Annotated in this window: 22 protein-coding genes; 10 read left to right on the plus strand and 12 right to left on the minus strand. The window is 73.0% G+C overall.

The annotated features are described in order from the left end of the window. Nucleotides 1-7: 7 nt before the first annotated feature. Entirely contained in the window at nt 8-1,051 is a 1,044-nt protein-coding gene (gene ligD / locus Pdca_RS20600) for a non-homologous end-joining DNA ligase (RefSeq protein WP_085913059.1), read from the minus strand. A gap of 51 nt (nt 1,052-1,102) precedes the next feature. Between ligD and Pdca_RS20605 the strand changes: the two genes are divergently transcribed. Next, nucleotides 1,103-1,384, plus strand: coding sequence for a hypothetical protein (locus Pdca_RS20605; RefSeq protein WP_085913058.1), 282 nt, complete (start codon nt 1,103-1,105; stop codon nt 1,382-1,384). 34 nt (nt 1,385-1,418) lie between these two features. Further along, nucleotides 1,419-1,871: a peptide-methionine (R)-S-oxide reductase MsrB gene (msrB, locus tag Pdca_RS20610; RefSeq protein WP_085913057.1), complete on the plus strand. Its 453-nt coding sequence runs from the start codon at nt 1,419-1,421 to the stop codon at nt 1,869-1,871. 6 nt (nt 1,872-1,877) lie between these two features. Here the strand turns inward: msrB and hemQ are convergent, their stop codons facing one another. The 3 genes from hemQ to hemE form a co-directional block, all read right to left on the minus strand. Continuing rightward, the gene (hemQ, locus tag Pdca_RS20615; protein WP_085913056.1) at nt 1,878-2,573 is read right to left on the minus strand and encodes a hydrogen peroxide-dependent heme synthase; all 696 of its coding nucleotides are present in this window, start codon (nt 2,571-2,573) and stop codon (nt 1,878-1,880) included. A 74-nt stretch (nt 2,574-2,647) separates the two neighbouring features. Beyond that, nucleotides 2,648-4,084, minus strand: a complete 1,437-nt coding sequence (gene hemG / locus Pdca_RS20620) for a protoporphyrinogen oxidase (RefSeq protein ID WP_085913055.1) — start codon at nt 4,082-4,084, stop codon at nt 2,648-2,650. A gap of 4 nt (nt 4,085-4,088) precedes the next feature. Further along, nucleotides 4,089-5,168 (minus strand): uroporphyrinogen decarboxylase, encoded by a 1,080-nt coding sequence (gene hemE, locus Pdca_RS20625; protein ID WP_085913054.1) that lies wholly within the window; start codon nt 5,166-5,168, stop codon nt 4,089-4,091. Nucleotides 5,169-5,267: 99 nt separating this feature from the next. Here hemE and Pdca_RS20630 point away from each other — a divergent pair, with 99 nt between their 5' ends. From Pdca_RS20630 to Pdca_RS20640, 3 genes are all read left to right on the plus strand, one after another. Further along, nucleotides 5,268-5,873: a DUF3000 domain-containing protein gene (locus tag Pdca_RS20630; protein ID WP_085913053.1), complete on the plus strand. Its 606-nt coding sequence runs from the start codon at nt 5,268-5,270 to the stop codon at nt 5,871-5,873. 310 nt (nt 5,874-6,183) lie between these two features. Then, on the plus strand, nt 6,184-6,852 hold the full coding sequence (locus Pdca_RS20635) for a LuxR C-terminal-related transcriptional regulator (RefSeq protein ID WP_085913110.1): 669 nt from the start codon (nt 6,184-6,186) through the stop codon (nt 6,850-6,852). Between the two features lie 8 nt (nt 6,853-6,860). Continuing rightward, a complete protein-coding gene (locus tag Pdca_RS20640; protein ID WP_085913052.1) occupies nt 6,861-8,111 on the plus strand; it encodes an HRDC domain-containing protein in 1,251 nt (416 codons plus the stop codon). A gap of 80 nt (nt 8,112-8,191) precedes the next feature. On the opposite strand, the gene Pdca_RS20645 is transcribed toward Pdca_RS20640, so the two are convergent. The 3 genes from Pdca_RS20645 to dxs are packed head-to-tail and all read right to left on the minus strand — an operon-like array spanning nt 8,192 to nt 12,042. Beyond that, nucleotides 8,192-9,397, minus strand: a complete 1,206-nt coding sequence (locus Pdca_RS20645) for a sensor histidine kinase (RefSeq protein WP_232021091.1) — start codon at nt 9,395-9,397, stop codon at nt 8,192-8,194. A 4-nt stretch (nt 9,398-9,401) separates the two neighbouring features. After that, the gene (locus Pdca_RS20650) at nt 9,402-10,100 is read right to left on the minus strand and encodes a response regulator transcription factor (RefSeq protein WP_085913051.1); all 699 of its coding nucleotides are present in this window, start codon (nt 10,098-10,100) and stop codon (nt 9,402-9,404) included. A gap of 1 nt (nt 10,101) precedes the next feature. After that, nucleotides 10,102-12,042: a 1-deoxy-D-xylulose-5-phosphate synthase gene (gene dxs / locus Pdca_RS20655; protein ID WP_085913050.1), complete on the minus strand. Its 1,941-nt coding sequence runs from the start codon at nt 12,040-12,042 to the stop codon at nt 10,102-10,104. 632 nt (nt 12,043-12,674) lie between these two features. Between dxs and Pdca_RS20660 the strand changes: the two genes are divergently transcribed. Beyond that, nucleotides 12,675-14,045, plus strand: a complete 1,371-nt coding sequence (locus Pdca_RS20660) for a GGDEF domain-containing protein (protein ID WP_125911494.1) — start codon at nt 12,675-12,677, stop codon at nt 14,043-14,045. Here the strand turns inward: Pdca_RS20660 and Pdca_RS20665 are convergent. The 4 genes from Pdca_RS20665 to Pdca_RS20680 form a co-directional block, all read right to left on the minus strand. Beyond that, nucleotides 14,042-15,361 (minus strand): GGDEF domain-containing protein, encoded by a 1,320-nt coding sequence (locus Pdca_RS20665; RefSeq protein WP_125911495.1) that lies wholly within the window; start codon nt 15,359-15,361, stop codon nt 14,042-14,044. The genes Pdca_RS20660 and Pdca_RS20665 overlap by 4 nt on opposite strands. A 226-nt stretch (nt 15,362-15,587) precedes the next feature. Then, nucleotides 15,588-16,928, minus strand: a complete 1,341-nt coding sequence (locus Pdca_RS20670; protein WP_085913047.1) for an MFS transporter — start codon at nt 16,926-16,928, stop codon at nt 15,588-15,590. Nucleotides 16,929-17,180: 252 nt separating this feature from the next. Further along, nucleotides 17,181-17,777, minus strand: coding sequence for a histidine phosphatase family protein (locus Pdca_RS20675; protein WP_085913046.1), 597 nt, complete (start codon nt 17,775-17,777; stop codon nt 17,181-17,183). Between the two features lie 15 nt (nt 17,778-17,792). Continuing rightward, the gene (locus Pdca_RS20680; protein WP_085913045.1) at nt 17,793-18,218 is read right to left on the minus strand and encodes an HIT family protein; all 426 of its coding nucleotides are present in this window, start codon (nt 18,216-18,218) and stop codon (nt 17,793-17,795) included. A gap of 57 nt (nt 18,219-18,275) precedes the next feature. On the opposite strand from Pdca_RS20680, the gene Pdca_RS20685 reads away from it, so the two are divergent. From Pdca_RS20685 to treY, 3 genes are all read left to right on the plus strand, one after another. Next, nucleotides 18,276-18,743: a PPOX class F420-dependent oxidoreductase gene (locus tag Pdca_RS20685; RefSeq protein ID WP_085913044.1), complete on the plus strand. Its 468-nt coding sequence runs from the start codon at nt 18,276-18,278 to the stop codon at nt 18,741-18,743. A gap of 213 nt (nt 18,744-18,956) precedes the next feature. Beyond that, a complete protein-coding gene (glgX, locus tag Pdca_RS20690; protein WP_085913043.1) occupies nt 18,957-21,125 on the plus strand; it encodes a glycogen debranching protein GlgX in 2,169 nt (722 codons plus the stop codon). 11 nt (nt 21,126-21,136) lie between these two features. Beyond that, nucleotides 21,137-23,512: a malto-oligosyltrehalose synthase gene (gene treY, locus Pdca_RS20695; protein WP_085913042.1), complete on the plus strand. Its 2,376-nt coding sequence runs from the start codon at nt 21,137-21,139 to the stop codon at nt 23,510-23,512. Nucleotides 23,513-23,525: 13 nt separating this feature from the next. On the opposite strand, the gene Pdca_RS20700 is transcribed toward treY, so the two are convergent. Continuing rightward, nucleotides 23,526-23,993, minus strand: coding sequence for a DUF5709 domain-containing protein (locus tag Pdca_RS20700; RefSeq protein WP_085913041.1), 468 nt, complete (start codon nt 23,991-23,993; stop codon nt 23,526-23,528). Between the two features lie 95 nt (nt 23,994-24,088). Between Pdca_RS20700 and treZ the strand changes: the two genes are divergently transcribed. After that, a complete protein-coding gene (treZ, locus tag Pdca_RS20705; protein WP_085913040.1) occupies nt 24,089-25,834 on the plus strand; it encodes a malto-oligosyltrehalose trehalohydrolase in 1,746 nt (581 codons plus the stop codon). Nucleotides 25,835-25,885 lie beyond the last annotated feature (51 nt).

Below are 25,885 nucleotides of genomic sequence, written 5' to 3' on the forward strand. Positions count from 1 at the left end.
CGTGGGGTCAGCCGCTGTTCTCGCCGGTGGAGCGCTTCGCGCGGGACGGCTGCACCCGCATCGGCTCCCCGGGCATCTTCGGATACTCCGGCGGGTACGGCATCTCCCCCAGCCCGCGCTCGCTCTCGTCCTCGGCGTACCAGCCGAGCGCGGTCGCGCAGCCACCCGGCCGCTCGTCCATCGTCTCGTGCGGGTCGCCGTGCCGCTCCAGGATTCCCGGGACGCTGCGCAGGGTGAACTCGGCCGGATCGACGCCGGCGAGCGCGTCCCAGGTCAGCGGCATCGAGACGGTCGCGTCCGGCAGCCCGCGAACCGACCAGGCCGACGCGATCGTCCGGTCCCGCGCGGCCTGGTTGAAGTCGAGGAACACCCGCTCGCCGCGTTCCTCCTTCCACCAGTCGACGGTGGCGCGCTCCGGGATCCGCCGGCACACCCGGCGGGCAATCGCGATCACCGCCCGGCGGACCTCGATGAAGTCCCACTCCGGCCGGATCGGGGCGAACACGTGCAGGCCGCGCCCGCCGGACGTCTTCGGCCATCCGGTGAGGCCCGCCTCGTCGAGCACCTCCCGCAGCACCCCGGCGACGGCGACGGCATCGGCGAAGCCGGTCCCCGGCTGCGGATCGAGATCGATCCGCAGCTCGTCGGGACGGTCGGTGTCCGCGCAGCGGACCGGCCACGGGTGGAAGTCGAGGGTGTTGAGGTTCGCCGCCCACGCGATCGTCGCCGGTTCGGTGATCGCGACCGACTCGGCGGTCCGCCCGCTCGGGAACGTCACGGTGCAGGTCCGCACCCAGTCCGGAGCCCCCTTCGGCACCCGCTTGACGAAGAACGGATCACCGTCGACGCCGTCGTTGAACCGCTTGAGGTTGGTCGGACGGTCGCGCAGTGCACGCGTCATCGGGCCACCGACGGCCAGGTAGTACTCGACCACCTCGCGCTTGGTGATCCCCGGCTTCGGGAAGGTGACCTTGTCCGGACTGGTCAGCCGGACGTCCCGGGGCCCGTCCGGCCCGTCGACCTGCAGGATCACGACGTCTCGGCTCGCCACGCGGGCGAACCTACCGCGATCACACCGGTGCGCGCCGACTATCGTGGCGCCATGAACGACGACCGGTCCCCCCGGTTCGACGACGACCTGGTCGATCTCGATCCGGCCGATCCGGAAGCGCGCGCGTTCGCCGAGCACCTGGACCGGATGCAGCGCGTGCCGTCCTGCTCGGTGGAGGGCTACATCCGTGGGGTCGGGGACTTCGCCGACTCGGCGAACCGGCTGCGCGGGCCGCACCGCACGGCGGCCGTCGTGGTCACCACGCTGCTGCTGACCTTCGCCGCCTGGGTGATCGCGAACGCGGTCGTCTTCGTGGTCTCCACCTGGCTCTGAGGCACGGCGCCCGGAGAGGGGTTAGCGTGGGTGCATGGGTCTGTTCAGCCGCAACACCGGTGACGCCGGTTCCGACACCGAGCCCGCACCGAAGGTCGTCAAGACCGACGAGGAGTGGCGGGCCCAGCTGAGCCCGGCCGAGTACCAGGTGCTCCGCCAGGCCGGGACGGAGCGGCCCTTCACCGGTGAGTACACCGACGAGAAGCGCACCGGCGTGTATCGCTGCCGGGCGTGCGGGTCCGAGCTGTTCCGCAGCGAGACGAAGTTCGAGTCGCACTGCGGGTGGCCGTCGTTCTTCACGCCGCTGGCCGGCGAGGCGGTCATCGAGCGGACCGACACGACGATGGGGATGGCACGGACCGAGGTGCTGTGCGCGAACTGCCACAGCCACCTCGGGCACGTGTTCGCCGGGGAGGGCTACGGCACCCCGACGGACCTGCGCTACTGCATCAACTCGGTCTCGCTCACCCTCGAACCGGGCGAGTAGGCCCGGTCAGGGCAGCGACGCGACCAGATCGCCGACCTCGACCCGCGGGCCGGTGTAGAACGGGATCTCCTCCCGGACGTGCCGGCGCGCCTCGGTGCCGCGCAGGTGCCGCATGAGGTCGACGATCCGGTACAGCTCGTCGGCCTCGAACGCGAGGATCCACTCGTAGTCGCCCAGCGCGAACGCCGGCACGGTGTTGGCCCGGACGTCGGCGTAGCCGCGGGCCTCCTTGCCGTGGTCGGCGAGCATCTTCCGGCGCTCGTCGTCGGGCAGCAGGTACCACTCGTAGGAGCGGACGAACGGGTACACGCAGACGTAGCGCTTGGCCTCCTCGCCGGCCATGAACGCCGGGACGTGGCTCTTGTTGAACTCCGCCGGGCGGTGCAGCGCGGTCTGGCTCCAGACCGGGACCGAGGCGCGGCCGAGCGCGGTCGTGCGGCGCAGGTCGGCGTACGCGGCCTGCAGAGACTCGATCTCGGTGGCGTGCCACCAGATCATGTAGTCGGCGTCGTGCCGGACACCGGCGAGGTCGTACACGCCGCGCACCGCGACGTCCTTGTTCGCGAGCGAGTCGAGGTACTCGGTCGCCTGCCGCGCCGCCTCGGACCGGTCGTCACCGAGCCGGCCGGGCTCGACCCGGAACACCGACCACATGGTGTACCGAATGGTCTCGTTGATCGCTTTGACGTCCACGCGGGCCATGGATCGCATGGTACGCCGGGGGTCCGACGCGATACCGCGGCCCACCACGGAGATCAGCCACGTGGCGGGCCGGGTCAGCGGGTAGTCGGGACCGCGGCCGCGACCCGCTCGGCGGCGGCCCGCGCGGTACCGACACAGGCCGGCAAGCCGACCCCGTGCAGCAGCGACCCGGCGACGGCCAGGCCGGGCTCGGCGGCGATCGCGGACTCCAGCGCCGCGACCGTGCCGGTGTGCCCGACGCCGTACTGCGGCAGACCACCGCCCCAGCGCTGCACGTACGACGCCACCGGGGCTGCCTCGATGCCGTCGAGCTCGGCCAGATCGGCGCGGACCCTGGCGACCAGCTCCCCGTCGTCGATCTGCAGGTTCGCCTCCTCGCCGAACCTGCCGACCGAGGCCCGCAGCCGAATCAGGCCGTCCTCTCCGAGGTGCGCCCACTTCGTCGACGCGTGGGTCACCCCCTTGACCGACAGCGGCTCGTCGGCGGCGACCAGGCAGCCACTCGTCACGGGCGGCGCGGGCACCTCGGACGGCCGGTAGGCCAGCGCGACCACCGCCGACGACGCCAGGTCGATCCGGGCCGCCGCGGCGGCCGCGGCCGGCACGACCGGTTCGAGGAGCCTGCGCAGCGCGGGCGCCGGGACGGCCAGCACGACGGCGTCGACGTCGAGGATCTCGGGATCGGGCACCGGTCCGAGCACCAACCGCCAGCCCGTGGCGCGGCGTTCCAGGGCGCGCACCGTCGTCGCCGTGCGCACGGTCGCCGCCGACGCCGCGACCAGCGCGGCCACCACCTCCCGGTAGCCGCCGCGCACCGCGCCGAAGACCGGCCCCGCCGGCGGGGCCGCCTCGTCCCGCTTCCCGGCGGCGAGCGTCCCGCCCGGCTGCCCGCCGGACCGCATGCCTGCCGTGGCGGCGTCGGACACCGACGACGCTCCCGCGTCCAGTGCCGCGGCCAGCGCCGGAACCGTCGCCCGGAGCCCGAGGGTGTCCACCCGGCCCGCGTACACGCCGCCCAGCAGCGGATCGGCGATCCGGTCGACCACCTCCGGCCCGAACCGCTCGCGCAGCAACCCGCCGAGCGCGATGTCGCCCCCGGGCTCCCACTTCAGCGGCGTCGACGGTTCCGCGGCCACCGCGGCCAGTCCCGCCGCGGAGAGCACCCCGTCGAGCTCGGCCCCGCGCCCGGGAACCCCCATCAGGGTCCCGCGCGGGAGCCGCACGGTCCGCCCGCCGGCCCGGATGGTGGCCGTCGCCGGCGTCGGGTGGGTGAGTGACGAGGACAGGCCGAGCTCGTCGAGCAGGTCGAGCATCTCGGGACGGCGCACCAGGAACGCCTCGGCGCCGACGTCGAACGGCGCTCCCGCCAGATCGACGGTGCGCAGGACCCCGCCCAGCCGGTCCCGCTGTTCCAGGACGGTGATCGCGGTATCCGGCCCGAGCAGGGTGCGCAGCCGGTGCGCCGCGGCCAGTCCGGAGATCCCGCCGCCGACGACGGCGACCCGGGTCACCGGATCACCCGGTCGGCTGGGCGTGGACGGCCTCGATCGTGCGGGTGATGACGTCGGGATCGGTCTGCGGCAGCACCCCGTGCCCGAGGTTGAACACGTGGCCCGGGCAGCGGGCACCCTCCGCCGCGATCCGCGCGACATCGGCGTCGATCGACTCCTGCCCGGCGAACAGCACCGCCGGATCGAGGTTGCCCTGCACCGGGACGGCACCGCCGGCACGGCGCGCGGCGACGTCGAGCGGGGTGCGCCAGTCGACGCCGATCACGTCCGCACCGGCCTCGGTCATCGCGCCGTACAGCTCGGCGGTGCCGACACCGAAGTGGATCCGCGGCAGGCCGGTCCCGGCGAGCGCACCGAGCACCGCCGTCGAGTGCGGGAGGACGAATTCGCGGTAGTCCCGCTCGGACAGCGCGCCGGCCCAGGAGTCGAACAGCTGCAGGGCGTCGACCCCGGCCGCGGCCTGCTGCTGCAGGAACGTCAGGGTCGAGCGGGACAGCTTGGCCATCAGCGCGTGCCACACCTGCGGCTCCGCGCGCATCAGCGCCTTGGTCCGCTCGTGGTTGCGGCTCGGGCCACCTTCGATCAGGTAGGACGCGAGGGTGAAGGGGGCACCGGCGAAACCGATCAGCGGCGTGTCCCCCAGCTCCGGTAGCAACAGCCCGATGGCCTCCGCCACCCGGCCCACCTGCTCGGGGGCCAGCTCCGGCAGGGCCTCGACGTCGGCAGCGGTGCGCACCGGCGCGTCCACCACCGGGCCGGTGCCCGGCACGATGTCCACCCCGATGCCCGCCAGGTACAGCGGCACCACGATGTCGGAGAACAGGATCGCCGCGTCGACACCGTGCCTGCGCACGGGCTGCAGCGTGATCTCACAGGTGAGGTCGGGGGTCAGGCAGGCCTCGAGCATCCCGTTGTCGGTCCGCAGCGCGCGGTACTCGGGCAACGAGCGCCCGGCCTGGCGCATGAACCACACGGGCAGCCGCGACGGACGACGCCCGCGCGCGGCCTCGAGGAACGGGGATCCGGCCAGGTCCCGCCGGGCCCGGGGGACGGCGGAGACGGAGCCTGCTGTACCTGCTGTCATGACCCCGCCATCCTCCCACGACCCGGTCCTCCATCGGCTGCCACCCGCGTCGGCGCGCCTGCCTGCGACGACGGACGGTTCGCCCTAGAGTCTCCCGCCGTGCCGGACCCGATCTCCCCACCGCCGCTGTTCCATCGGGCAGTGACCTCGCTCGCCTCGGTGGCCCCGCGCCCGGAGCTCGTGGTGCGCGCGCTCGAGGCGCCACCCCGGCTCGCGCCGTTCAGCTGGGCGACCAGCGTGGAGGCCGACATCGGCCACCGCGGTGACGGCACCGACGACCTGGACGAGCCGGACACCTCCGGCCGGCTGATCCTGTTGCACGACCCGGAGGGCCAGGACCGCTGGCAGGGCACCTTCCGGCTGGTCTGTTTCGTCCAGGCGCGGCTCGAGGTGGGCCAGCTCGGTGACGACATGCTGCCGAGCATCGGCTGGTCCTGGCTGACCGACGCACTGGAGCACGCGGGTGCGGATTTCACCGCACTGGGCGGCACCGTCACCCAGACGTCGTCGGTCCGTTTCGGTGGGCTCCAGGGCCCCGACGACCACCCTCCCCGGGAGGACGACGTCGAGCTGCGGGCCTCCTGGACGCCTACGGAGAGCGACGCGGACCTCGCCCGACACGCCGTCGCGTTCGGCTCGTTGGTGGCCACCGCGGCCGGGCTGCCCCCGGTCGGCGCCGTACCGTTGACTCGGTCACCCGGCTGATAGATGCAGGTCAGCGGCGTGCTGACGAGAAATGTCACCCGTAGGGGTGGGACCGCCCCCACATCCATGTAACTTTCCGGGGCAGAAGTTCGAATGCACACGGGACGTTAGGCCGCATGGAGGGATACCATCTCCCGCATGGCACCCACCCGTGCGGCCGAGCGCCACTCTCCGTCCCTCGGGTTCCGGTGTTGGTCGGGGGCTGACGACCGACTCCAGGAAGGTTGACGACGTGGCTGTACTTGGCCAGCAAGTGCCGGCGCAGAGCTCCGGCAGCACCACCGCAGGTGGCGCTCCGATCGGTGGAGCCGTGCTCTCGCCGGGGATCGTCCCGCAGCCACGGGAGGAGCTGTTCACGGTTCTCGTCGTGGACGACCACCCGCTGCTGCGGGAGGCGATCGCCGGCAGGCTCCGCTCGATGGGGGCCGGCACGGTGCACGAGGCCGCCTCAGTCACCGAGGCACGGGCCCGCGCCCATGCGGCAGGGCCGTGTGATCTCGCGATCCTCGACCTGACCCTGCCGGACGGCAGCGGTCTGGACCTGGTGAGCGAGCTGCGGTCGCTCGGGTGGAACCGGCTCGTCGTTCTGGCGTCCTCGGACGACCCGTACGCGGTCCGCTCGGCGTTCCAGGCCGGGGCGCAGGCGTACCTGCTGAAGTCCGCTTCTCCGTCGATCGTGACCGACGGCGTCAAGCGGGTGCTCGACGGCGGCGTCTACGCCGACCCGACGGTCGCCCCGCTGCTGGCGACGGGCTCGCGGGTCCCCGGCACCGACAACACTCCTCGCGAGCTCTCCGCCCGTGAGGTCGAGGTGCTCCAGCTGGTCGCCGACGGCCAGTCCAACAAGGAGATCGGCGAGGCACTGAACCTCTCCGCGCTCACGGTGAAGAGCCACCTGTCCCGGATAGGGCGCAAGCTCGGCACCGGCGATCGCGCACAGATGGTGGCGCTCGCGATGCGTGCGGGGGTCATTCGCTGAATCAGGGGATGCGGACGACAGGCGGTACGGAGACCCGGCCGCCCGGTCATCCGTCCCCGGACGATTCACCCGATCCGGTTCCCCTGCTCAGTCCGGCCGACGGTCTGCCCGAGGTGACGGCGTCTCCGGACGCTCTCGCCGAGGTGGCCGACCGGCTCGCCGGGGGAACCGGCCCGATCGCGGTCGACGCCGAGCGCGCATCCGGATTCCGCTACTCGCAGCGCGCCTACCTGGTGCAGCTGCGACGGGCGGGCTCCGGCTCGGCGCTGGTCGACCCGATCCCGCTGCGCGGTGCGCTCGCTCCCCTCGCCACCGCACTCGACGGTCCCGAATGGGTGCTGCACGCCGCGTCCCAGGACCTGCCCTGCCTCGCCGAGATCGATCTGCTCCCCGGATCGCTGTTCGACACCGAGCTGGCCGGGCGGCTGGCCGGGCTGCCCCGGGTCGGCCTCGGCCCGATGGTGGAGAACCTGCTGGGACTGTCCCTGGAGAAGGGCCACGGCGCGGCCGACTGGTCGCGCCGGCCGCTGCCGGAGGACTGGCTGGTCTATGCCGCGCTCGACGTCGAGGTGCTGATCGAGCTGCGCGACGTGCTCGCCGGCCTGCTCGAGGAGCAGGGCAAGACCGAATGGGCCCGCCAGGAGTTCGAGGCCGTCCGCACCGCTCCGCCGCCGGGCCCGCGTGCCGAACCGTGGCGCCGGACCTCCGGGATCCACAAGGTGCGCAGGCCCCGGCCGCTGGCCGCGGCCCGCGAGCTGTGGCACGCCAGGGACACTCTCGCCGCCGAGCGGGACATCGCACCCGGCCGGGTGCTGCCGGATGCGGCGATCGTCGACGCGGCCGTCCGGAACCCGGAGTCGCCGCAGGCGCTCGCCGAGCTCCCGGTCTTCCGCGGCCGGTCGCAGCGCCGGCTCGCCCGCTACTGGTTCGACGCGCTCCGCCGCGCCGCCGAGCTCCCCGAGTCCGAGCTGCCCCGCGGCTCCGCGCCGTCGGACGGTCCGCCCCCGGTGTCCCGGTGGGCCGATCGCGACCCGGATGCCGCCGCCCGGCTGACCGCTGCGCGTGCCGCACTGGCCACCGTCTCCGACGAGCACGACATCCCGGTGGAGAACCTGCTGCAACCCGATCTCCTGCGCCGGCTGTGCTGGACACCGCCCGCCGACGGCGACGTCCGCGGTGCACTCGCCGCCGGCGGCGCCCGGCCGTGGCAGGCCGATCTGCTGGCCCCGCTGCTCGAACCGGTCCTCGCCCCCGCCTGAGTCCACCCGCTCCCCGCTGCCGGTCCCCCACCAGGTGCTCCCGGCGCGAGGACGTGCGCGGCAGAGCGCTGCGCGCCGGCTCAGCGTTCGGGGAAGGCCGGCAACCGCCGGTCCGGGACGCGATCACCGGTGGCCACCGGCGCCTCGTGGTCCACCGGCGTGACGTCCCGGCCGTCGATCCCGGGCAGATGCACCCGAACCTCCAACCCACCATCCGGTACGGCGTCGGCGGACACGGTGCCGCCGTGCGCCTCCGCCACCGCCCGGACGATCGACAGGCCCAGCCCGGATCCCCGGGTGTGCGCGGTGCGGGCGACCGGTCCCCGGCGGAACGGCTCGAACAACTCCGCCACCTGATCCGGCGCCAGCTCCGGGCCGGAGGAGACCACCCGCAGCAGCACCCCGGGTCCGGCATCGCAGCCCGCCTCGATCCAGCCGCCGTCCCGGTTGTGCCGCACCGCGTTCTCCAGCAGGTTCGCCACCAGCCGGCGGAGCAGCGCCTCGTTGCCCGCGACGACCGCGGGCCGCGGATCGGTGCGCACGGTCAGCGCCCGCGCGGTGACGTCCGGGGCGATCATCGACAGCTCGGCGGTCAGCACCCCGGCGAGGTCCACCGGGACCCGGTCGGCACCGGTCAGCGGGCCGGTCGCCTCGGTGCGGGCGAGCAGCAGCAACCCGGTGACGAGCTCGTCGCAGCGGCGGCCGGCGTCCCGCACCACCTCGGCCATCCGGCGCAGCTCGGCCGCGTCGGCGTCCGGGTCCTGCAGGGTCACGTCGACCTCGGTGCGCAGCACCGCGAGCGGCGTGCGCAGCTCGTGCCCGGCGTTCGCGACGAACCGGCGCTGCGCGTCGAAGGCCGCCTGCAGCCGGTCCAGCATCGCGTCGAACGCCGCCGCCAGCTCCGCGACCTCGCCCCGCGCCGCGTCGAGGGCCACCCGCTCGTCCAACGAGTTCGCCGAGAGCCTCGACGCGGTGTCGACCACCCGGCGCAGCGGTTCGAGCAACCGGCCCACGAGCACCCACGACGTCACCGCGCCGGCCACGACGACCAGCGGGAACGCGATCAGTCCGGCCCGCAGCACCTGGTCCCGGGCGGACGCGGCGATCGCGTCCCTGGCCGTCTCGGCCGGCACCGGAACCCCGTTCACCACGACCGTCCCGGGGAGCGCCGGCGTTCCGGCGACCGCCGCGCCGACGAGCATCCAGCCCAGCCACAGCAACAGGCCCGCGACCACCGCCACCAGCACGGTGGCCAGCGCGGTCAGCCGCGGCCGGAGGCGGTGCACCGGCTCAGCCCGCGGCCGACCCGGGCGGGATGCCGGTGTACGCGGCGTCCGGCACCCGGTACCCGGCGCCGACCACCGTCTCGATCAGGGCCGGCTCGCCGATCTTCTTGCGCAGGGTCATCACGGTGACCCGCACGGTGGTGGTGAACGGGTCGGCGTTCTCGTCCCAGACCCGCTCCAGCAGCTCCTCCGACGAGACGACCGCACCGCCGGCGGCGAGCAGCACCTCCAGCACGCCGAACTCCTTGCGGGTGAGCTCGACCGGACGCCCGGACCGGACGACCATCCGCCGGGCCGGGTCCAGTACGAGATCACCGGCGGCCAGCGTCGGCGGCAGGGCCGGGGTGGCCCGGCGGCCCAGTGCGCGGACCCGCGCGACCAGCTCGGGGAAGTCGAACGGCTTGGCCAGGTAGTCGTCGGCGCCGCGGGAGAGCCCCTCGACCTTGTCCGCGAGGGTGCCCGACGCGGTGAGCATCAGAACCCGGGTGGTGCCACCGGCGGCGACGAGCTCGTCGCACAGCTCGTCACCGCTGCGGCCGGGCAGGTCCCGGTCGAGCACGGCGACGTCATACCGGGTCACCGACAGCTTCTCCGAGCCCTCGTCGCCGTCGTACGCGACGTCGACCGCGATCCCGTCCCGACGCAGGCCGCGGGCGACCGCATCGGCCATGGCGGGCTCGTCCTCGACCACGATCACACGCATCTCAGGACCCCCGGACCGCCCGGTGGGCGTCCAGCTCCGGCACCGTCGGCGCGGAGGCGGCCGCCCACTCGGTGACCCGCCGCGCGACATCCTGCACCGTCAGACCGGTCCTGGCCAGCACGTCGTCCCGGCTGCCGTGCTCCAGGTACTCCTGGGGCAGTGCCAGGTCCCGCTGCCGGACGTCGATGTCGGAGGCCCGCAGCGCGTCGGACAGGGCCGAGCCGAAGCCACCGTGCGTGCCGCAGTCGGACACCGTGACCAGCAGCTGGTGGTCCGCGGCCAGGGTCAGCAGCTCGCGCGGGACCGGCAGCACCCAGCGCGGGTCCACCACGGTCACGTCGATCCCCTGGTCGGTGAGCCGCTCGGCGGCCGCCACCCCCAGCGTGCCGAACGCACCGACACAGACCATCAGCACCTGGGCGCGCCGGTCGGACGGCTCGTGCAGCACGTCGACGCCGGCCGGGCCGTCGAGCCGCCGGACGGCGGGCACCGACGACACCACGGCCCCCTTCGGATAGCGCAGCGCGGTCGGCCCGTCGGTGACCGCGACGGCCTCCCGGAACTCCTCGCGCAGGGTCTCCTCGTCCCGGGGTGCGGCGACCCGCATGCCGGGGACGATCCCGAGCAGCGACAGGTCCCACATCCCGTTGTGCGACGGCCCGTCGCTGCCGGTGACACCGGAGCGGTCCAGCATCAGGGTGAGCCGCTCGGAGTGCAGGCCGACGTCCATCAGCAGCTGGTCGAACCCGCGGTTGAGGAAGGTCGAGTACAGCGCGACGACCGGGTGCATCCCGGCCCGGGACAATCCGGCCGCCGTCGTGAGCGCGTGCTGCTCGGCGATCCCGACGTCGATCAGCCGGTCAGGGAAGGCCGCGGCGAAGGGCGCCAGCCCGGTCGGGCCGAGCATCGCGGCGGTGATCGCGACGACATCGCTGCGGCGCGAACCCAGCTCGACGACCTCCTCGGCGAAGATGTCGGTCCAGCCGGTGGAGGGCGTCCCGGTGGGCTCCCCGGTCGCCGGGTCGAAAGCGGCCGGGCTGTGCATCTGCTCGGCGTCGTCGTTCTCGGCGGGCGGGTAACCGTTGCCCTTGCGGGTCACCGCGTGCACGATCACCGGGCCGCCGAACCGCTTCGCCCGGCGCATCGCCGACTCGACCTGCGCGATGTCGTGGCCGTCGACCGGGCCGAAGTACTTCAGGCCGAGATCGCCGAACAGCTCCTGCGGGCTGACCGCGTCCTTGACGCCCGCTTTGATCGCGTGCAGGCCCGCGTACAGCGCCGGCCCGACGACCGGGGTGCCCTGGACCGTCCGTTTCCCGGCCTCGAGGATCCGCTCGTAGCCGGGCTGCAGCCGCAGCGACGCCAGCCGATCGGCCAGCCCGCCGATGGTCGGTGAGTAGGAGCGGCCGTTGTCGTTGACGACGACGACCACGTTGCGGTCGCTGCCGGCCGCGATGTTGTTCAGCGCCTCCCAGGCCATCCCGCCGGTGAGCGCGCCGTCCCCGATCACCGCGACGACGTGCCGGTCCCGTCCGGCGAGCTCGTTCGCCCTGGCGACGCCGTCGGCCCAGGACAGCGACGACGACGCGTGGCTGGACTCCACGTGGTCGTGCTCGGACTCGGCGCGGCTGGGGTACCCGGACAGCCCGCCGGTCTTCTTCAGCCGGTCCCAGCCGTCGTGCCGGCCGGTCAGCAGCTTGTGCACATAGGCCTGGTGCCCGGTGTCCCAGATCACGGTGTCGCGCGGCGAGTCGAAGACCCGGTGCAGGGCGATCGTCAGCTCGACCACACCCAGGTTCGGCCCCAGGTGCCCGCCGGTCCGCGAGACCGCCTTGATCAGGAAGCCGCGGATCTCGGCCGCCAGCGAGGTGAGTTCCTCCGTGCCGAGCCCACGCAGGTCGGCCGGGCGCCGGATCGCGGTGAGCCCCCGGTTCGTCGTCACGTACTGCCTCCTCGCCGCCGGAGACCTCCCGCAGGCGGGGAACCGCCCACGACGCCCCGGCATCGACTCACGCCCACACTCTACGGAGCGGTCGTCGAGCGGGCTCGCGGGCGCGCGCCGGGCGGTGGTCACCGCCCGGCGCGCCGCATCCCGTTACCGGCGGGTCCGGTTTCGCAAGATCAGAATCCCCAGTTACGCATGACAACTCCCCTCACCTCGTCGATCAGCCACGAAACGCATTCGATACATCCGCCGGGCGGACTCAGAAACCCCAGTTGCGCACGACACCCTCCCTTTCTTGATCCATCTCCCGCGTACCGAAACTTCCGGCTCCGACCTGGCGACCGTCCACCGAACGGACACCCGCCGGCGAAGCCGGGCAGAAATGGGCGGCGGGTTCAGAATCACCCTCATCATGATCCAAAACAATCGGGCAACCACCATTGCGCGAAGCCGCTCCGCGCTATCCGAAACTGATCATTACGCAGAGTAGTCGACGGGTGCGGGCCGAGCTGGGACGGCACTGTGCGAAAGGCGACTTCGACCACTCCGCGCGACCGGTCGACGGCTACGATCGAGAGCTCTACCGCCTCGACGGCGGTTTCGGCCCGGGCACGACGAGAGGGGGCGGCATGACCTCGCCGCCTGCCCCGTTGTTCCGGATCGACCGCTGGCAGGTCTGGCGGGTGCCGTCGAGCCTGCTGGGCGCGATGCTCGCGGTGGAGCTGCTGGCCGGCGCACTGACGCTCAGCGACCTGGTGCTACGGCCCGATCTCGATCCGGCGACCCTCGGGCTGCTGCTCACCCTGACGGTGGCCGGGTTGCTGCACACCGAGATCGTGGTCGGCATCGAGCGGATCCGGCGCTACACGGCCGACACCCATCACGTGAACCTGACGTCGGTCTGGACGCTCGCCGCGGCGCTGCTGCTCCCGCCGGCACTCGGGGCGGTCGTCGTGGTGGTCCTCTACACCCACCTGTACTGGCGGGTGCTGCGGCCGGTACCACTGCCCGACCGCCGACCGGCCTACCGGGAGGTCTACAACGCGAGCACCGTGATCGTCGCGGTGCACGGCGCCTCGGCGATCGTCGGCGCCACCGGCCCGGGCGGCGTCTACGAGGGACTACCGCCGATTCTCGGGCTGGTGCTGGCGCTGCTCGTCTACACCGTGGTGAACACCTGCCTCGTGCTCGGCGCGGTCGCCATCGTCAATCCCGAGTCCCGCATCCTGCAGATCCTCTTCGGTGGCGACGAGCTGGTGCTGGAGCTGGCCACGCTCTGCCTGGGGGCGCTGACCGCGGTCGCGCTGCTCACCGTCGGCCCGCTCGCGGCGGTGCTGGCGGTGCCGCCGATCATCGTCCTGCACCGCACGATCCAGGTCCGTCACCTGCGGGAGAAGGCCGACCTGGACGCCAAGACCGGACTGCTCAATCATGCCGCGTGGAGCGTCCGGAGCGCCCACGCGCTGCAGGTCGCCGAGCGGGAGCGGCGGCAGGCCGCGCTGCTGCTCCTCGACCTGGACCACTTCAAGGAGATCAACGACACGCACGGGCACCTCTACGGCGACCAGGTGCTCGCCGCCACCGCACAGGTACTGCGCGAGGAGCTGCGCGACCACGACCTGGTGGGGCGGTTCGGTGGCGAGGAGTTCGTGGTGCTGCTCCCCCGGCTCTCCGGCCACGACGGGCAGGACGAGGTCCGGCAGATCGCCGAGCGGCTCCGAACCCGGGTGTCCGGGCAGCAGGAGGGTGTCGGGCCCGGCACCGGAGCCTCGAACAGCGGGCCCCGCCCGGGCCGCGACGGGCTGGGCATCACCGTGTCGATCGGCGGAGCCCTGTTCCCGGCCGACGGCACCGGGACCACGGCACTGCTCGAGGTCGCCGACTCGGCGCTCTACGCCGCGAAGCGGGCCGGACGGGACGCGGTGCGGATCGGCAGGCACCAGTTCCCGCGTCCGGAGATCCCCGAGCAGACCGGCGAGGCCTCCGAGCAGACCGGCTAGGCCTCCGAGCCGGGTTCGCCCTCCGAGCGCCCCAGCCGCACCCGGTTGCGTCCGGCCCGCTTCGCGGCGTAGAGCGCATAGTCGGCGACCTGCATGAGCTCCTCGAGCGACTCGCCGTCCTGGCCGGTGATGGCGACACCCACCGAGACCGAGAGATCGGCGATGGTCAGCGGCCCCCCGGGCTGGTCCACCCGCACGGCGAGGCCACGCACGGCCCGCCGGATCCGCTCGGCCGCGGCGTGCGCCAGTGTGCGGCCCTCCTGCCCGTGCGGGAGCCCGGCCAGCAGCACCACGAACTCCTCGCCGCCGAACCTGCCGACCGGATCCACCTCGCGGACCTGGGCGGTCAGCGTCCGGGCGACCGCGGTGAGCACCTCGTCGCCCGCGAGGTGCCCGTAGCAGTCGTTCACCGACTTGAAGTGGTCCAGGTCGAGGATCAGCACGGCGACGGCGTCGCGGTGCCGGCGGCCGCGGGCCAGACCACGATGTGCCTGCCCCCGCCAGGCCGCCGCGGTGAGCAGGCCGGTCTTGGCGTCGGTGTTGGCGCGTTCCTCGAGCTGACGGATCAGCACGGCGCGGTGCAGCACCAGCAGCGGCGGGAGCACCAGCAGGATCAGCAGCGGCTGCCGGAGCGCGGCGAGCGCCGCCAGCACGCCCAGGCACAGCGTCGCGCCCTCCAGGATGTGGTCGTCCCACTCCCCCAGCACGCCGCGCAGTGCGAACCGGCGCCCGGTCGTCAGTGCCAGCGCCAGCGCGACCAGCACCTGGTTGACCACGACGTAGACGGCCATCGCGAGCAGCAGCAGGCCCACGGCGGGGAGCATGCTGCCCGGCCCGCCCGCACCGGCGACCGTCGCCAGACCGTCCGGTGCCACCACTGTCGACGCGGCGATCGCGGCGAGTACGACGGTGGAGGTCGTGTACACGTGCCGGTAGAAGCCGGCGCCCGCGGGACGCCAGACCCGCCACCACAGGTGGCTGTAGACGCCGATCACCACGAGACCGGCCACCCCCGGCGGGAACAGCAGCGCGCCGGCGAACGTCCAGACGCTGGACAGATCGAAGTAGGACGCGTGCGCCACCCGCCGCCGGACCCGTTCGATGCCGGTGGCGAGCTCGGTGTGCACCACCCCGAGTGCCACCAGGCCGATCGCGCCGAGCAGGGCGAGACCGGTCGAGCGGTCGGCGGGCAGTGCGGCGAGACCACCGGCGACCAGCCCCACGGTGAGCAGCTCGACCGTGAACAGCACCAGGACCATCGGCCTGGGCAGGTCCAGGGTCGGGCACCGGTAGGCGCTCCGTCGCGCGCGGGTCATCGACTCACCCCGGTCCGTGACTCCCGCCACAGCTGAACCGAGACAGCACGATCGCTTCCCCTTGGCGATGTCACCCGAACGGGTACACTGGTGACCAGTTGATCGCACACCGTGACCGGATCGGGCACCTGACATACAGGAGGTGACGTGATGCGCAACCGTGGCTGGTGAGAACCGACCGATCGGCATCGAATCCCGGGGGTGCCGGGACCCCGTTCCCGCGGGGTCACCCGGCAGCTCCCGCGACAACCGGTGGTGAGCCCCCGACCATCCTGCGCGCCCCGAGCGCCAGGACGACCCCGACCACACCCACGACACCCAGCGCGGTGGCCGGCTCGGTCCACTGGGCGAGCAGCCCACCGAGCAGCACCGCTACTCCCTGGCTGCCGACCAGACCCGACGCGGCAACGCCGGTGGCCCGGCCACGCACCGCGGTCGGTGTCTCGCGGGCGAATCCGGCCTGGGCCTGCACCAGGCATGCCGTCGCGCATGCGCCGGAGACCGCCCACAGCCCCACCGCGGGCCAGAGACCCGGCGCGAGCGGCGTGAGGGCCAGCGGGATCGCCGCGCCCACGGCCAGCGGCACGATCCACCGCTCCCGGAAGCGCGCCGGGAGTACGAAGGCGAACAGCAGTGCGCCCACCGCGCTGCCCGCGGGATCCGCCGCCATCAGCAACCCGGTCGCCACCGGCCCGGCTCCGATCGCCATGGCGTAGGCCGCGGCGAGCGCCTCGGGCAGCACGTAGATCCCGAGCAGCCAGGCGATCAGGACCAGGTAGCGGCGGCGCGGATGCCGGAACACCAGCGACAGCCCGGACCGGGTGCCCTGCAGCCACGTTCCCGGCTCGGCCCCCCGGGCCCCGGGATCACCGGCGACGTCGGCCCGCCGGACCGCCCAGCGCGAGCGCATCCCGAACCCGACGACAGCGGCGGAGAGACCGAAGGTGGCCGCGTCGACCAGCAGCGCACCGGACGGCGCCAGCAGGGCCACCAGCAGCCCGCCCCCGCCGAACCCGACGACCTGCGCCACCTGCACCGAGACCTGGCGCAGCGCGATTCCGCGCGCCAGCAGCCCGCCCCCGAGCAGGTCCGGGAGCACCGCCGAGCGGGCCACGTTGTGCGGGCCGCCGAGCAGCACGACGACGACGAGCAGCGCGCACAGCACCGGCAGCGGGAGCCCGGGCAGCGCCATCACCCCGACCAGTCCGGCCCGGACCAGATCGGTCGCCACCATCACCAGCCGGCGCGGGAACCGGTCGGCGAGCTGCCCCAGGAGCAGGCCCCCGGCGAGTGCCGGCAGGAAGGTCAGCGCGTAGAACGTCGCGGACCAGGCCACCGAGCCGGTCCGTTCCAGCACCAGCACGGTGAGCGCGACCCGCGCGACCTGGTCGCCGGCGGCCGAGAGCATCTCCGCCGACCACAGTGCCCGGAAGTCGCGGACCCGGAACGGGCTGCCGGTCGTGGGCGGCCCGGCACCGTGAGGGCGCCCGGAAGCCGCGCTCCCCCCACTGCCGGTCACTGCCATCCGGTCCCTTCGACGCGCCGTGAGGAGGTCCGGCGGGGGCATCCGCCGATCGAGCCTACTCAGATGTCGCCGGACTCGGAAACGGCCACCGGGATTCTCGTCGAGCGTAGGTACACCGATCCGAAACGTCAGGTCAGCGCGTATGCGTACCGACGGACGGCAGCAGGACGGCGACGAACGGCAACAACCGGACGCATCCGGTTGTCCGAATGGGCCCGCCGCCGGACGAACGTACCCCCCTCCGTCGCCGGACGGTCGCCGGAACCGGCCGGGCCGCACCCGATCACCCCGGGCTCACACCAGGTCCCTGACGTGCGAGATGTCGTTGACCGTGCGGGCCTTGCGCAGTCCGTCCCGGGCACAGACGACCCGGGTCACGCCGACGTAGTCGAGCGGGAACGGCAGTGTCCGATCGGTCCCCAGCACAGCCGCCAGGTAGGCGTTCACCACCCCCGCGTGCGCCACGACCACGGCGGTCGCGCGGCCGGGATGCGACGCGACGATCTCCTCGATCCCGGACCGGACCCGGCCCAGGAACGCGTCGGCGTCGACGTGCCCCGGCAGGTATCCGTTGCGCATCCGCTCCCAGGACTCCGGATCCGCCTCGGCCAGCTGCGCGATCGGGACGTACTCGGTCCGTTCGGCGTCGAACTCCCGCAGGTCGGCGCGGGTGGTCGAGGTGAGCCCGCGGGCCGTCGCGAGCGGCGCCGCCGTCTGCACCGCGCGACGCATCGTGCTGGTGTAGAGCGCGTCGACCGGCTCGCCGTCCAGGGCCGCGACCAGGCGTCGGGCCTGGGCGTGTCCCTCCGGGGTCAGCCCGGGATCGGCGAACGTGCCGTCACCGTGCTCGACCCGCTGCGGGAGGGCGTGCCGGACCAGGATGAGCTGCACCTGCGCCGCCCCGGATCAGGCCGGGACGTGATCGCCGTGGCCGGCGGCGCGCAGCGCGCCGCGCAGCGCGTCGGCGTGGCCGTCCTGCTCGGCGGCGTCCACAGTCGCGGCGGCGTTCGCGAAGTCGAACGCAGCCATGTCCCAGGCCGGGAACACGTGCACGTGCAGGTGCGGGACCTCGAATCCGGCCACCAGGAGCCCCACCCGCGGCGGGGCCCAGATGTCGCGCACCGCGCCACCGACGGCGTGCGCGACCCGGGTGAGGTGTGCGGTCAGCTCCACGTCGGCGTCCACCCACCGGTCGACCTCGGCACGCGGGACGACCAGGGTGTGCCCCGGGCCGAGCGGGTTGATCGAGAGGAAGGCCACGCACCGGTCGTCGGAGTAGACGAAGCGGCCGGGGAGGTCACCGTCGATGATCCTGGTGAAGACGCTGCTCACGTGTCCGGACCCTAGTACGCCGGGCGGCGACCGTGTGACGGTCATACGCTGGCGCGCATGCCGCGCACCATCGCCACCGCCACCCGCGTCGAACTCGACGAGCTGCTCGAGTTCGTCCGGCCCCGCCATCACATGGTGCTGCTGACCTCCCGCGCCGACGGCGGGGTGCAGGGCTCCCCGGTCACCGGCGGCGTCGACGAGCACGGCCGGATCGTGATCTCCACATACCCGGAGCGGGCCAAGTCCGCCAACGTCGGGCGGAGCGGCGCGGCCTCGGTGATCGTGCTGTCCGACGACTTCGGCGACGCCTGGGTCCAGGTCGACGGCGATGCCGAGCTCCTCACGCTGCCCGACGCGCTGGAGCCGCTGGTGGACTATTTCCGGTCGATCTCCGGCGAGCACCCCGACTGGGACGCCTACCGCCAGGCGATGATCGACCAGGGCAAGGCGCTGATCCGGATCACCCCGACCCGCTGGAGCCCGGTCGCGACCGGCGGGTTCCCCGCCCGGCTCGCCGACTCCTGAGCCCGGCTCCCGGTCCCGTCCGTCCACCCTGGGACACTGAGCGGGAGCCGGTCGCTCACTCGGCGCTGTGACGTGCACTGCATGACACGCACTGCATGACGTGCACGTCACGCAGTCCCGGGTGACCTCCGCGTCCCTGTGGCAACGCTGCCCGCCCCGATAGGTTTGAGCGCGCACACGGCCGTCGGCCGGGCGCGAGGAAAGGACCGCAGCATGCAGCCCTGGCCCGGGCACGCCTACCCGCTGGGCGCCAGCTACGACGGCACCGGTACCAACTTCGCCCTGTTCTCCGAGGTTGCCGAAGCCGTCGAGCTCTGCCTGTTCGATCCGGATCCGGACGAACCCGGTGGGCTGATCGAGACCCGGGTGCGGCTGAGCGAGGTGGACGGCTTCGTCTGGCACGGCTACCTGCCCGGCGTCGAGCCCGGCCGCCGCTACGGCTACCGGGTGCACGGCCGGTACGACCCGGCACAGGGCCTGCGCTGCAACCCGAACAAGCTGCTCATCGACCCCTACGCCAAAGCCCTCGACGGGCCGGTCGACTGGGACGAGGCCGTGTTCGGCTACAACTTCGGCGATCCCGACTCGCGCAACGACACCGACTCGGCGGCGTACGTGCCGAAGTCGGTCGTGGTGAACCCCTACTTCGACTGGGGCTCCGATCGCCCGCCGAAGATCCCGTACAACGAGACCGTCGTGTACGAGGCGCACGTCCGCGGGCTGACCACGCTGCACCCCGACGTCGAGGAGGAGCTGCGCGGCACCTACTCCGGCGTCGCGCACCCGGCGATGATCGAGCACTACCGCCGGCTCGGGATCACCGCCGTCGAGCTGATGCCGGTGCACGAGTTCGTGCAGGACCACCACCTCACCGAGAAGGGCCTGTCGAACTACTGGGGCTACAACACCATCGGCTTCCTGGCCCCGCACCACGCCTACTCGGCCGGCGCGATCCGGTCCGGGTCGCAGGTCGCGGAGTTCAAGGCGATGGTGCGCGACCTGCACGACGCGGGCATCGAGGTGATCCTCGACGTCGTCTACAACCACACCGCAGAGGGCTCGGACATGGGCCCGACGCTGTCGATGCGCGGCATCGACAACCACGCGTACTACCGGCTGGTCTCCGACGACGCCCGGTACTACATGGACTACACCGGCACCGGGAACTCGCTCAACGTGCGCAACCCGCACACCCTGCAGCTGATCATGGACTCGCTGCGGTACTGGGTGACCGAGATGCACGTCGACGGGTTCCGTTTCGATCTCGCCTCCACACTGGCCCGCGAGTTCTACGACGTCGACCGGCTCTCGACGTTCTTCGACCTGGTCCAGCAGGATCCGGTGATCTCGCAGGTCAAGCTGATCGCCGAGCCGTGGGACGTCGGGCCCGGCGGCTACCAGGTCGGTAACTTCCCGCCGCTGTGGACCGAGTGGAACGGCAAGTACCGCGACACCGTCCGCGACTTCTGGCGCGGCGAGGCCGGCTCACTCGGCGAGTTCGCGTCCCGGATCACCGGCAGCTCGGACCTGTACCAGGCCGACGGCAGGCGGCCGTACGCCTCGATCAACTTCGTGACCGCGCACGACGGCTTCACCCTCGCCGATCTCGTCTCCTACAACGACAAGCACAACGACGCCAACGGCGAGGGCGGCAACGACGGCGAGAGCCACAACCGCTCCTGGAACTGCGGCGTCGAGGGCCCCACCGACGACGAGGCGATCCGGGCACTGCGCGCCCAGCAACAGCGCAACTTCCTGGCCACCCTGCTGCTCTCGCAGGGCACACCGATGCTGCTGCACGGCGACGAGCTGGGCCGCACCCAGGGCGGCAACAACAACGTCTACTGCCAGGACAACGAGATCGCCTGGCAGGACTGGGAGCTCGGCGACAAGCACGACGACCTGGTCACCTTCGTCTCCGGGGTCACCGCGCTGCGGCACGCGCACCCGGTGTTCCGGCGCCGCCGCTTCTTCGCAGGCAAGCCGATCGGCCGCTCCTCGGCCGACGACGAGATCGCCGACATCGGCTGGTTCACCCCGGCCGGGCGGGAGATGCGCGAGGAGGACTGGGACAACGAGCTCGGCCGCGCCGTGGTCGTCTTCCTCAACGGCGAGCAGATCGCCGACGTCGACCAGCGCGGGCAGCGGATCACCGACGACTCGTTCCTGCTCTGCTTCAACTCCTACTGGGAGGACATCGACGCGACGCTGCCGCCGGCCGAGTTCGGCCCGGCCTGGGAGACCGTCGTCGACACCCACTCGGGCGAGGTCCATCCGCCGGCCGGCGCCGGTCACGGCGGAGCCGATCTCGATCCGGTCTCCGCGGGCTCGGTACTGACCCTGCCCGCTCGTTCCCTGCTCGTCCTGCGATCGAAGGGCTGAGGCGCACCAGCATGAACCGCCTTCCGGGTTCCACCTACCGGCTGCAGTTCTCCGACCGGCACACCTTCACCGACGCCAGGGCGCTGACCGGCTACCTGGACCGGCTCGGCATCGGCGCGCTGTACGCGTCACCGCTGCTCGCGTCGGGAACCGGCTCGAACCACGGCTACGACGTCGTCGACCCGGGCGTGGTGTCCGCCGAGCGCGGCGGCGAGGACGGGTTGCGGGCGCTGCTCGCCACCCTGCACGAGCGCGGGCTGACGCTGCTGCTCGACATCGTCCCCAACCACGTGGGGGTCGCGCGGCCCGCGGAGAATCCGTGGTGGTGGGACGTGCTGACGCACGGGCCCGCGTCCCGGTGGGCCGGTCACTTCGACGTCGACTGGGGTGCCGGCCCGCTGCTGCTGCCGGTGCTCGACGCCGACGAGGCGGGGGCGCTCGAGAAGCTCACCGTGTCCGACGGCCCGGCCCCGGAGCTGCGTTACTTCGAGCACCGGTTCCCGATCGCGCCCGGCACCGGGGAGGGTTCCGCGCAGGAGGTGCACGAGCGGCAGCACTACCGGCTCGTCTCCTGGCGGCGTGGTGCCGCCGAGCTGACCTACCGGCGGTTCTTCGACGTCTCCGATCTGGCCGCGGTGCGGGTCGAGGACGAGCAGGTCTTCGCCGACACGCACGCGACGGTCCTGCGGCTGCTCCGAGAGCACGAGACGATCATCGGGTTGCGGGTCGACCATCCCGACGGCCTGTCCGATCCCGGCGGCTACCTGCGGCGGCTCCGCTCGGAGATCGGTCCGTGGAAGTGGCTGCTGGTCGAGAAGATCCTCGGCGTCGGCGAGGACCTGCCGGCGTCCTGGCCGGTCGACGGCAGCACCGGCTATGAGGCACTGCGCGAGGTCTGCGGGGTGTTCGTCGACCCGGACGGCGCCGGGCTGCTCACCCAGTTCGCTGCCGAGCACACCGGGGAGAAGCGCTCGGCGCACGCGATCGAGGACGACGGCAGGCACCTGGTCGTCGAGCAGATCCTGGTCGCCGAGGTACGGCGGATCGCCGACGCGTTCCGGGCCGGGCCCGGTGCCGACGCCGGGCTCACCGGCGTCGATCTGACCTCGGTCACCGCCGCGGACCTGCACGACGCCGTCGCCGAGTTCCTCTGCGGGTTCCCGGTGTACCGCTCGTACCTCACGCCGGAGATCGCCGAGGGCCGCGACGCCGCCGATGTCGCCGTCGCCGTGGCCAGGACCCGGCGTCCCGAGCTCGGCCCGGTGCTCACCGGGCTCTACCGGGGGCTGGTGGGTGATCCGGGCTCGGAGTACGCGACCCGGCTGCAGCAGACCTCAGGGATGGTCACCGCGAAGGGCGTCGAGGACACCGCGTTCTACCGGTACAACCGGCTCGTCGCGCTGAACGAGGTCGGCGGCGACCCGGCCCGATTCGGTGTCTCGGTGGCCGAGTTCCACGCCGGGCTGGCGCACCGTGAGGCCGGCCGCTCGCGCACCATGACCACGCTGTCCACACATGACACGAAGCGCTCCGAGGACGTCCGGGCCCGGCTGGCCGTGCTCGCCGAGCGGCCGGCCGACTGGGCGGACCGGGTGCGCCGCTGGTCGGTGCGCCATCCGCTGCCGGACCGGTCGCTGGAGCTGCTGGCCTGGCAGTCGCTGGTCGGGGCGTGGCCGATCCCCGCCGACCGGCTCGCCGGCTACCTGGGCAAGGCCTCGAAGGAGGCGAAGCTCGTCACCTCGCACGTCGACGCGGTCGCCGACGTCGACGCCGCGATCGCGGACTGGCCGGCGGCCGTGCTCGCCGACACCGAGCTGGTCGAGGAGATCGAGGCGTTCGTCGCCGGGATCGCCGGCCCCGGCCGGTCGAACTCGCTCGGCCAGAAGCTGCTGCAGATCGCCGGGCCGGGCGTGCCGGACGTCTACCAGGGCACCGAGCTGTTCGAGTACTCGCTGGTCGACCCGGACAACCGGCGGCCGGTCGACTTCGGTGTCCGGGACCGGCTGCTGGAGCGGATCGATGCCGGCTGGCAGCCACCGGTCGACGCGGAGGGTGCGGCGAAGCTGCTGGTCACGGCCGCTGCCGCGCGCCTGCGCCGGTACCGGCCGGAGCTGTTCACCGGATACGGCCCGGTGCCCGTGCAGGGCGCGGCCGCCGAGCACGCCGTCGCGTTCTCGCGGGGCGGCGGCGCGCTGGTGGCCGTCGCGACCCGGCTGCCGGAGCGCCTCGACCGGCGCGGCGGCTGGGGCGACACCACGCTGCCGTTGCCGGGCGGGTTCACCGACTGGCACGACATGATCGCCAACCGGCCGGTGGGGAGTGCGGCGCCCCGGCTCGGGGAGCTGCTGGCCCGCTACCCGGTGGCGCTGCTGGTCCGCCCGGCCTGAGATCCCCGGCCGCTCAGACCTCGTCGTCGCCGATCACGTGCACCGCGGCCTCCTCGGCGGAGGCCCCGGCGCCGTCGATCCCCGCGTCGCCGGCGGTGAGGTCCTTGGTGCCGCCCTCGCTGCCGTCGAAGGTCGGGTCGTCGACGGTCAACCGGCCGGCCCGGCGGTGGCCGACCTCGTCGTCGCGCAGCTCCCCGTCGGTGTCCGAGGTGTCACCGAGGTACTCCCCCGTCACGTCGTCGACGTCGCGACGGTCATCGGGTTCCGCCGCCGGGTCGGTCGCGTTCCACGGATCGGGCTGCTCGTCGGCGAGCCGCTCGTCGAGCGTCTCGTGGTCGCGGCTGTTCCAGGGACGTTCCGGCGGCGAGTAGCCCTCGTCCAGGACATCGGTGAGGTCGCCGACCTCGAGCGTGTCCTCGGGCTGGAGCTGGGCGTACTGGTCGAGGTCGCCGACCTCGGCGCCGGAGTCCGGGTCCGTCATCGGGGCAGCCTAGAACGATCCGGGCCGGAGCGTGAGGGGTCCCACCCCGGCCCGGACGGGCGCTACCCCGGTCCGGTGCGGAAGGATCGTCGTCCGTGACGGAGTTCGCCGTGTGGGCCCCCGACAGGAACCGTGTCAGCGTCGTGATCGGCGCGGACCGGATCGCGCTGGATCCCGCTCCGGGCGGGTGGTGGCGGACCGAGCTGCCCGACCACGGGCACGGCACGGACTACGCGTTCGTCGTCGACGACGACCCCACGCCGCTGCCCGATCCGCGGTCGGCATGGCAGCCGGCCGGGGTGCACGGGCGTTCCCGGGTGCACGAGCACGACACGTTCTGGTGGACCGACGACAGCTGGACCGGCCGCACGCTCGCCGGCGCGGTGCTCTACGAGTGCCACATCGGCACCTTCACCGACGGCGGCACGTTCGACACCGCGATCAGCCGGCTGGATCATCTCGTCTCGCTCGGCGTCGACCTGATCGAGGTGCTGCCGGTGAACGCCGTCGACGGCCCGGTGAACTGGGGCTACGACGGTGTCGGCTGGTACGCGGTCACCGAGAACTACGGCGGCCCGGAGGCGTTCAAGCGGTTCGTCGACGCCTGCCACGCCCGCGGTCTCGGGGTGATCCTGGACGTCGTCTACAACCACCTCGGCCCGTCCGGCGCCTATCTCGACCGGTTCGGCCCGTACTTCGCGGGCTCGAACATCTGGGGCCCGTCGCTGAACCTGGACGGCCCCGGCTCCGACGAGGTCCGCCGGTTCGTGATCGACAACGCGCTGATGTGGCTGCGCGACTTCCACCTCGACGGGCTGCGGATCGACGCGGTGCACGCGCTGCGCGACACCCGGGCCCAGCACGTCCTCGAGCAGCTCGCGATCGAGGTCACCGCGCTGGAGGCACACGTCGGGCGCCCGCTGTCGCTGATCGCGGAGTCCGATCTGAACGACCCGCGGATGATCACCGCGCGGGAGGGCGGCGGATACGGCCTGGACGCCCAGTGGGCCGACGACGTGCACCACTGCCTGCACGCGGTGCTCACCGGCGAGGGCCAGGGCTACTACGGCGACTTCGCCGAGTCCGGGCTGGACGGGCTGGCGCACGTGCTGACCCGCGGTTTCCTGCACGAGGGCACCTGGTCGTCGTTCCGCGGGCGCAGTCACGGCGCCCCGATCGACACCGCGCGGATCCCGGGCAGCCGGCTGGTCACCTACCTGCAGAACCACGACCAGATCGGCAACCGCGCCACCGGCGACCGGCTCACCCACACCCTGTCCCCCGGGCTGCTGGCCTGCGGGGCGGCGCTGCTGTTCACCTCCGGGTTCACGCCGATGCTGTTCATGGGCGAGGAGTGGGGGGCCCGCACGCCGTGGCAGTTCTTCTCCCGGTTCCCCGATCCCGGTCTGCAGCAGGCGGTCCGCGATGGGCGCCGCCGGGAGTTCGCCGACCACGGCTGGTCCGACGCCGACGAGGTCCCGGACCCGAATGCCGAGTCGACCTTCGTCGACTCCACGCTCGACTGGAGCGAGCCCGAGCAGGAACCGCACGCCACCCTGCTGCGGATGCACCGGGAGCTGATCGCGCTGCGCCGGGCCTGGCCGGAGCTGTCCGACCCGTGGCTGGACTCGATCGGCGTCGACGTGCACGCCCAGGCCAGGACGCTCGTGGTGAACCGGGGCGCGATGCGGGTCGTGGTGAACCTGGGCCCGGAGCCGGTCACGCTGTCGCTGGGCGCGACGATCACCCGGATCCTGCTGGCCTCGGAGCCGACGCGCAGTGAGGACGACTCGTTCACCGTGCCGGCGGAGGCGTTCGCGATCTGCCGCATCGCGGTCTGAGGCGCGGCGGTCCGGCCCACCGCACCCGGCCCGCCGGCCGCGGACAGCGGC

The sequence above is a fragment of the Pseudonocardia autotrophica genome, from assembly GCF_003945385.1.
In the GTDB taxonomy this organism is placed as follows: domain Bacteria; phylum Actinomycetota; class Actinomycetes; order Mycobacteriales; family Pseudonocardiaceae; genus Pseudonocardia; species Pseudonocardia autotrophica.

What these genes read in the sequence shown, in the direction of transcription:
- hemQ (WP_085913056.1), bottom strand. Translation starts at nt 2,573, where the DNA reads ATGGCCCGCGTGGACGTCAAAGCGATCAACGAGACCATTCGGTACACC.
- Pdca_RS20650 (WP_085913051.1), bottom strand. Translation starts at nt 10,100, where the DNA reads ATGCGTGTGATCGTGGTCGAGGACGAGCCCGCCATGGCCGATGCGGTC.
- Pdca_RS20670 (WP_085913047.1), bottom strand. Translation starts at nt 16,928, where the DNA reads ATGCCCCCGCCGGACCTCCTCACGGCGCGTCGAAGGGACCGGATGGCA.
- hemE (WP_085913054.1), bottom strand. Translation starts at nt 5,168, where the DNA reads ATGACAGCAGGTACAGCAGGCTCCGTCTCCGCCGTCCCCCGGGCCCGG.
- treY (WP_085913042.1), top strand. Translation starts at nt 21,137, where the DNA reads ATGAACCGCCTTCCGGGTTCCACCTACCGGCTGCAGTTCTCCGACCGG.
- msrB (WP_085913057.1), top strand. Translation starts at nt 1,419, where the DNA reads ATGGGTCTGTTCAGCCGCAACACCGGTGACGCCGGTTCCGACACCGAG.
- Pdca_RS20640 (WP_085913052.1), top strand. Translation starts at nt 6,861, where the DNA reads ATGCGGACGACAGGCGGTACGGAGACCCGGCCGCCCGGTCATCCGTCC.
- Pdca_RS20605 (WP_085913058.1), top strand. Translation starts at nt 1,103, where the DNA reads ATGAACGACGACCGGTCCCCCCGGTTCGACGACGACCTGGTCGATCTC.
- Pdca_RS20700 (WP_085913041.1), bottom strand. Translation starts at nt 23,993, where the DNA reads ATGACGGACCCGGACTCCGGCGCCGAGGTCGGCGACCTCGACCAGTAC.
- Pdca_RS20660 (WP_125911494.1), top strand. Translation starts at nt 12,675, where the DNA reads ATGACCTCGCCGCCTGCCCCGTTGTTCCGGATCGACCGCTGGCAGGTC.
- Pdca_RS20685 (WP_085913044.1), top strand. Translation starts at nt 18,276, where the DNA reads ATGCCGCGCACCATCGCCACCGCCACCCGCGTCGAACTCGACGAGCTG.
- glgX (WP_085913043.1), top strand. Translation starts at nt 18,957, where the DNA reads ATGCAGCCCTGGCCCGGGCACGCCTACCCGCTGGGCGCCAGCTACGAC.
- Pdca_RS20665 (WP_125911495.1), bottom strand. Translation starts at nt 15,361, where the DNA reads ATGACCCGCGCGCGACGGAGCGCCTACCGGTGCCCGACCCTGGACCTG.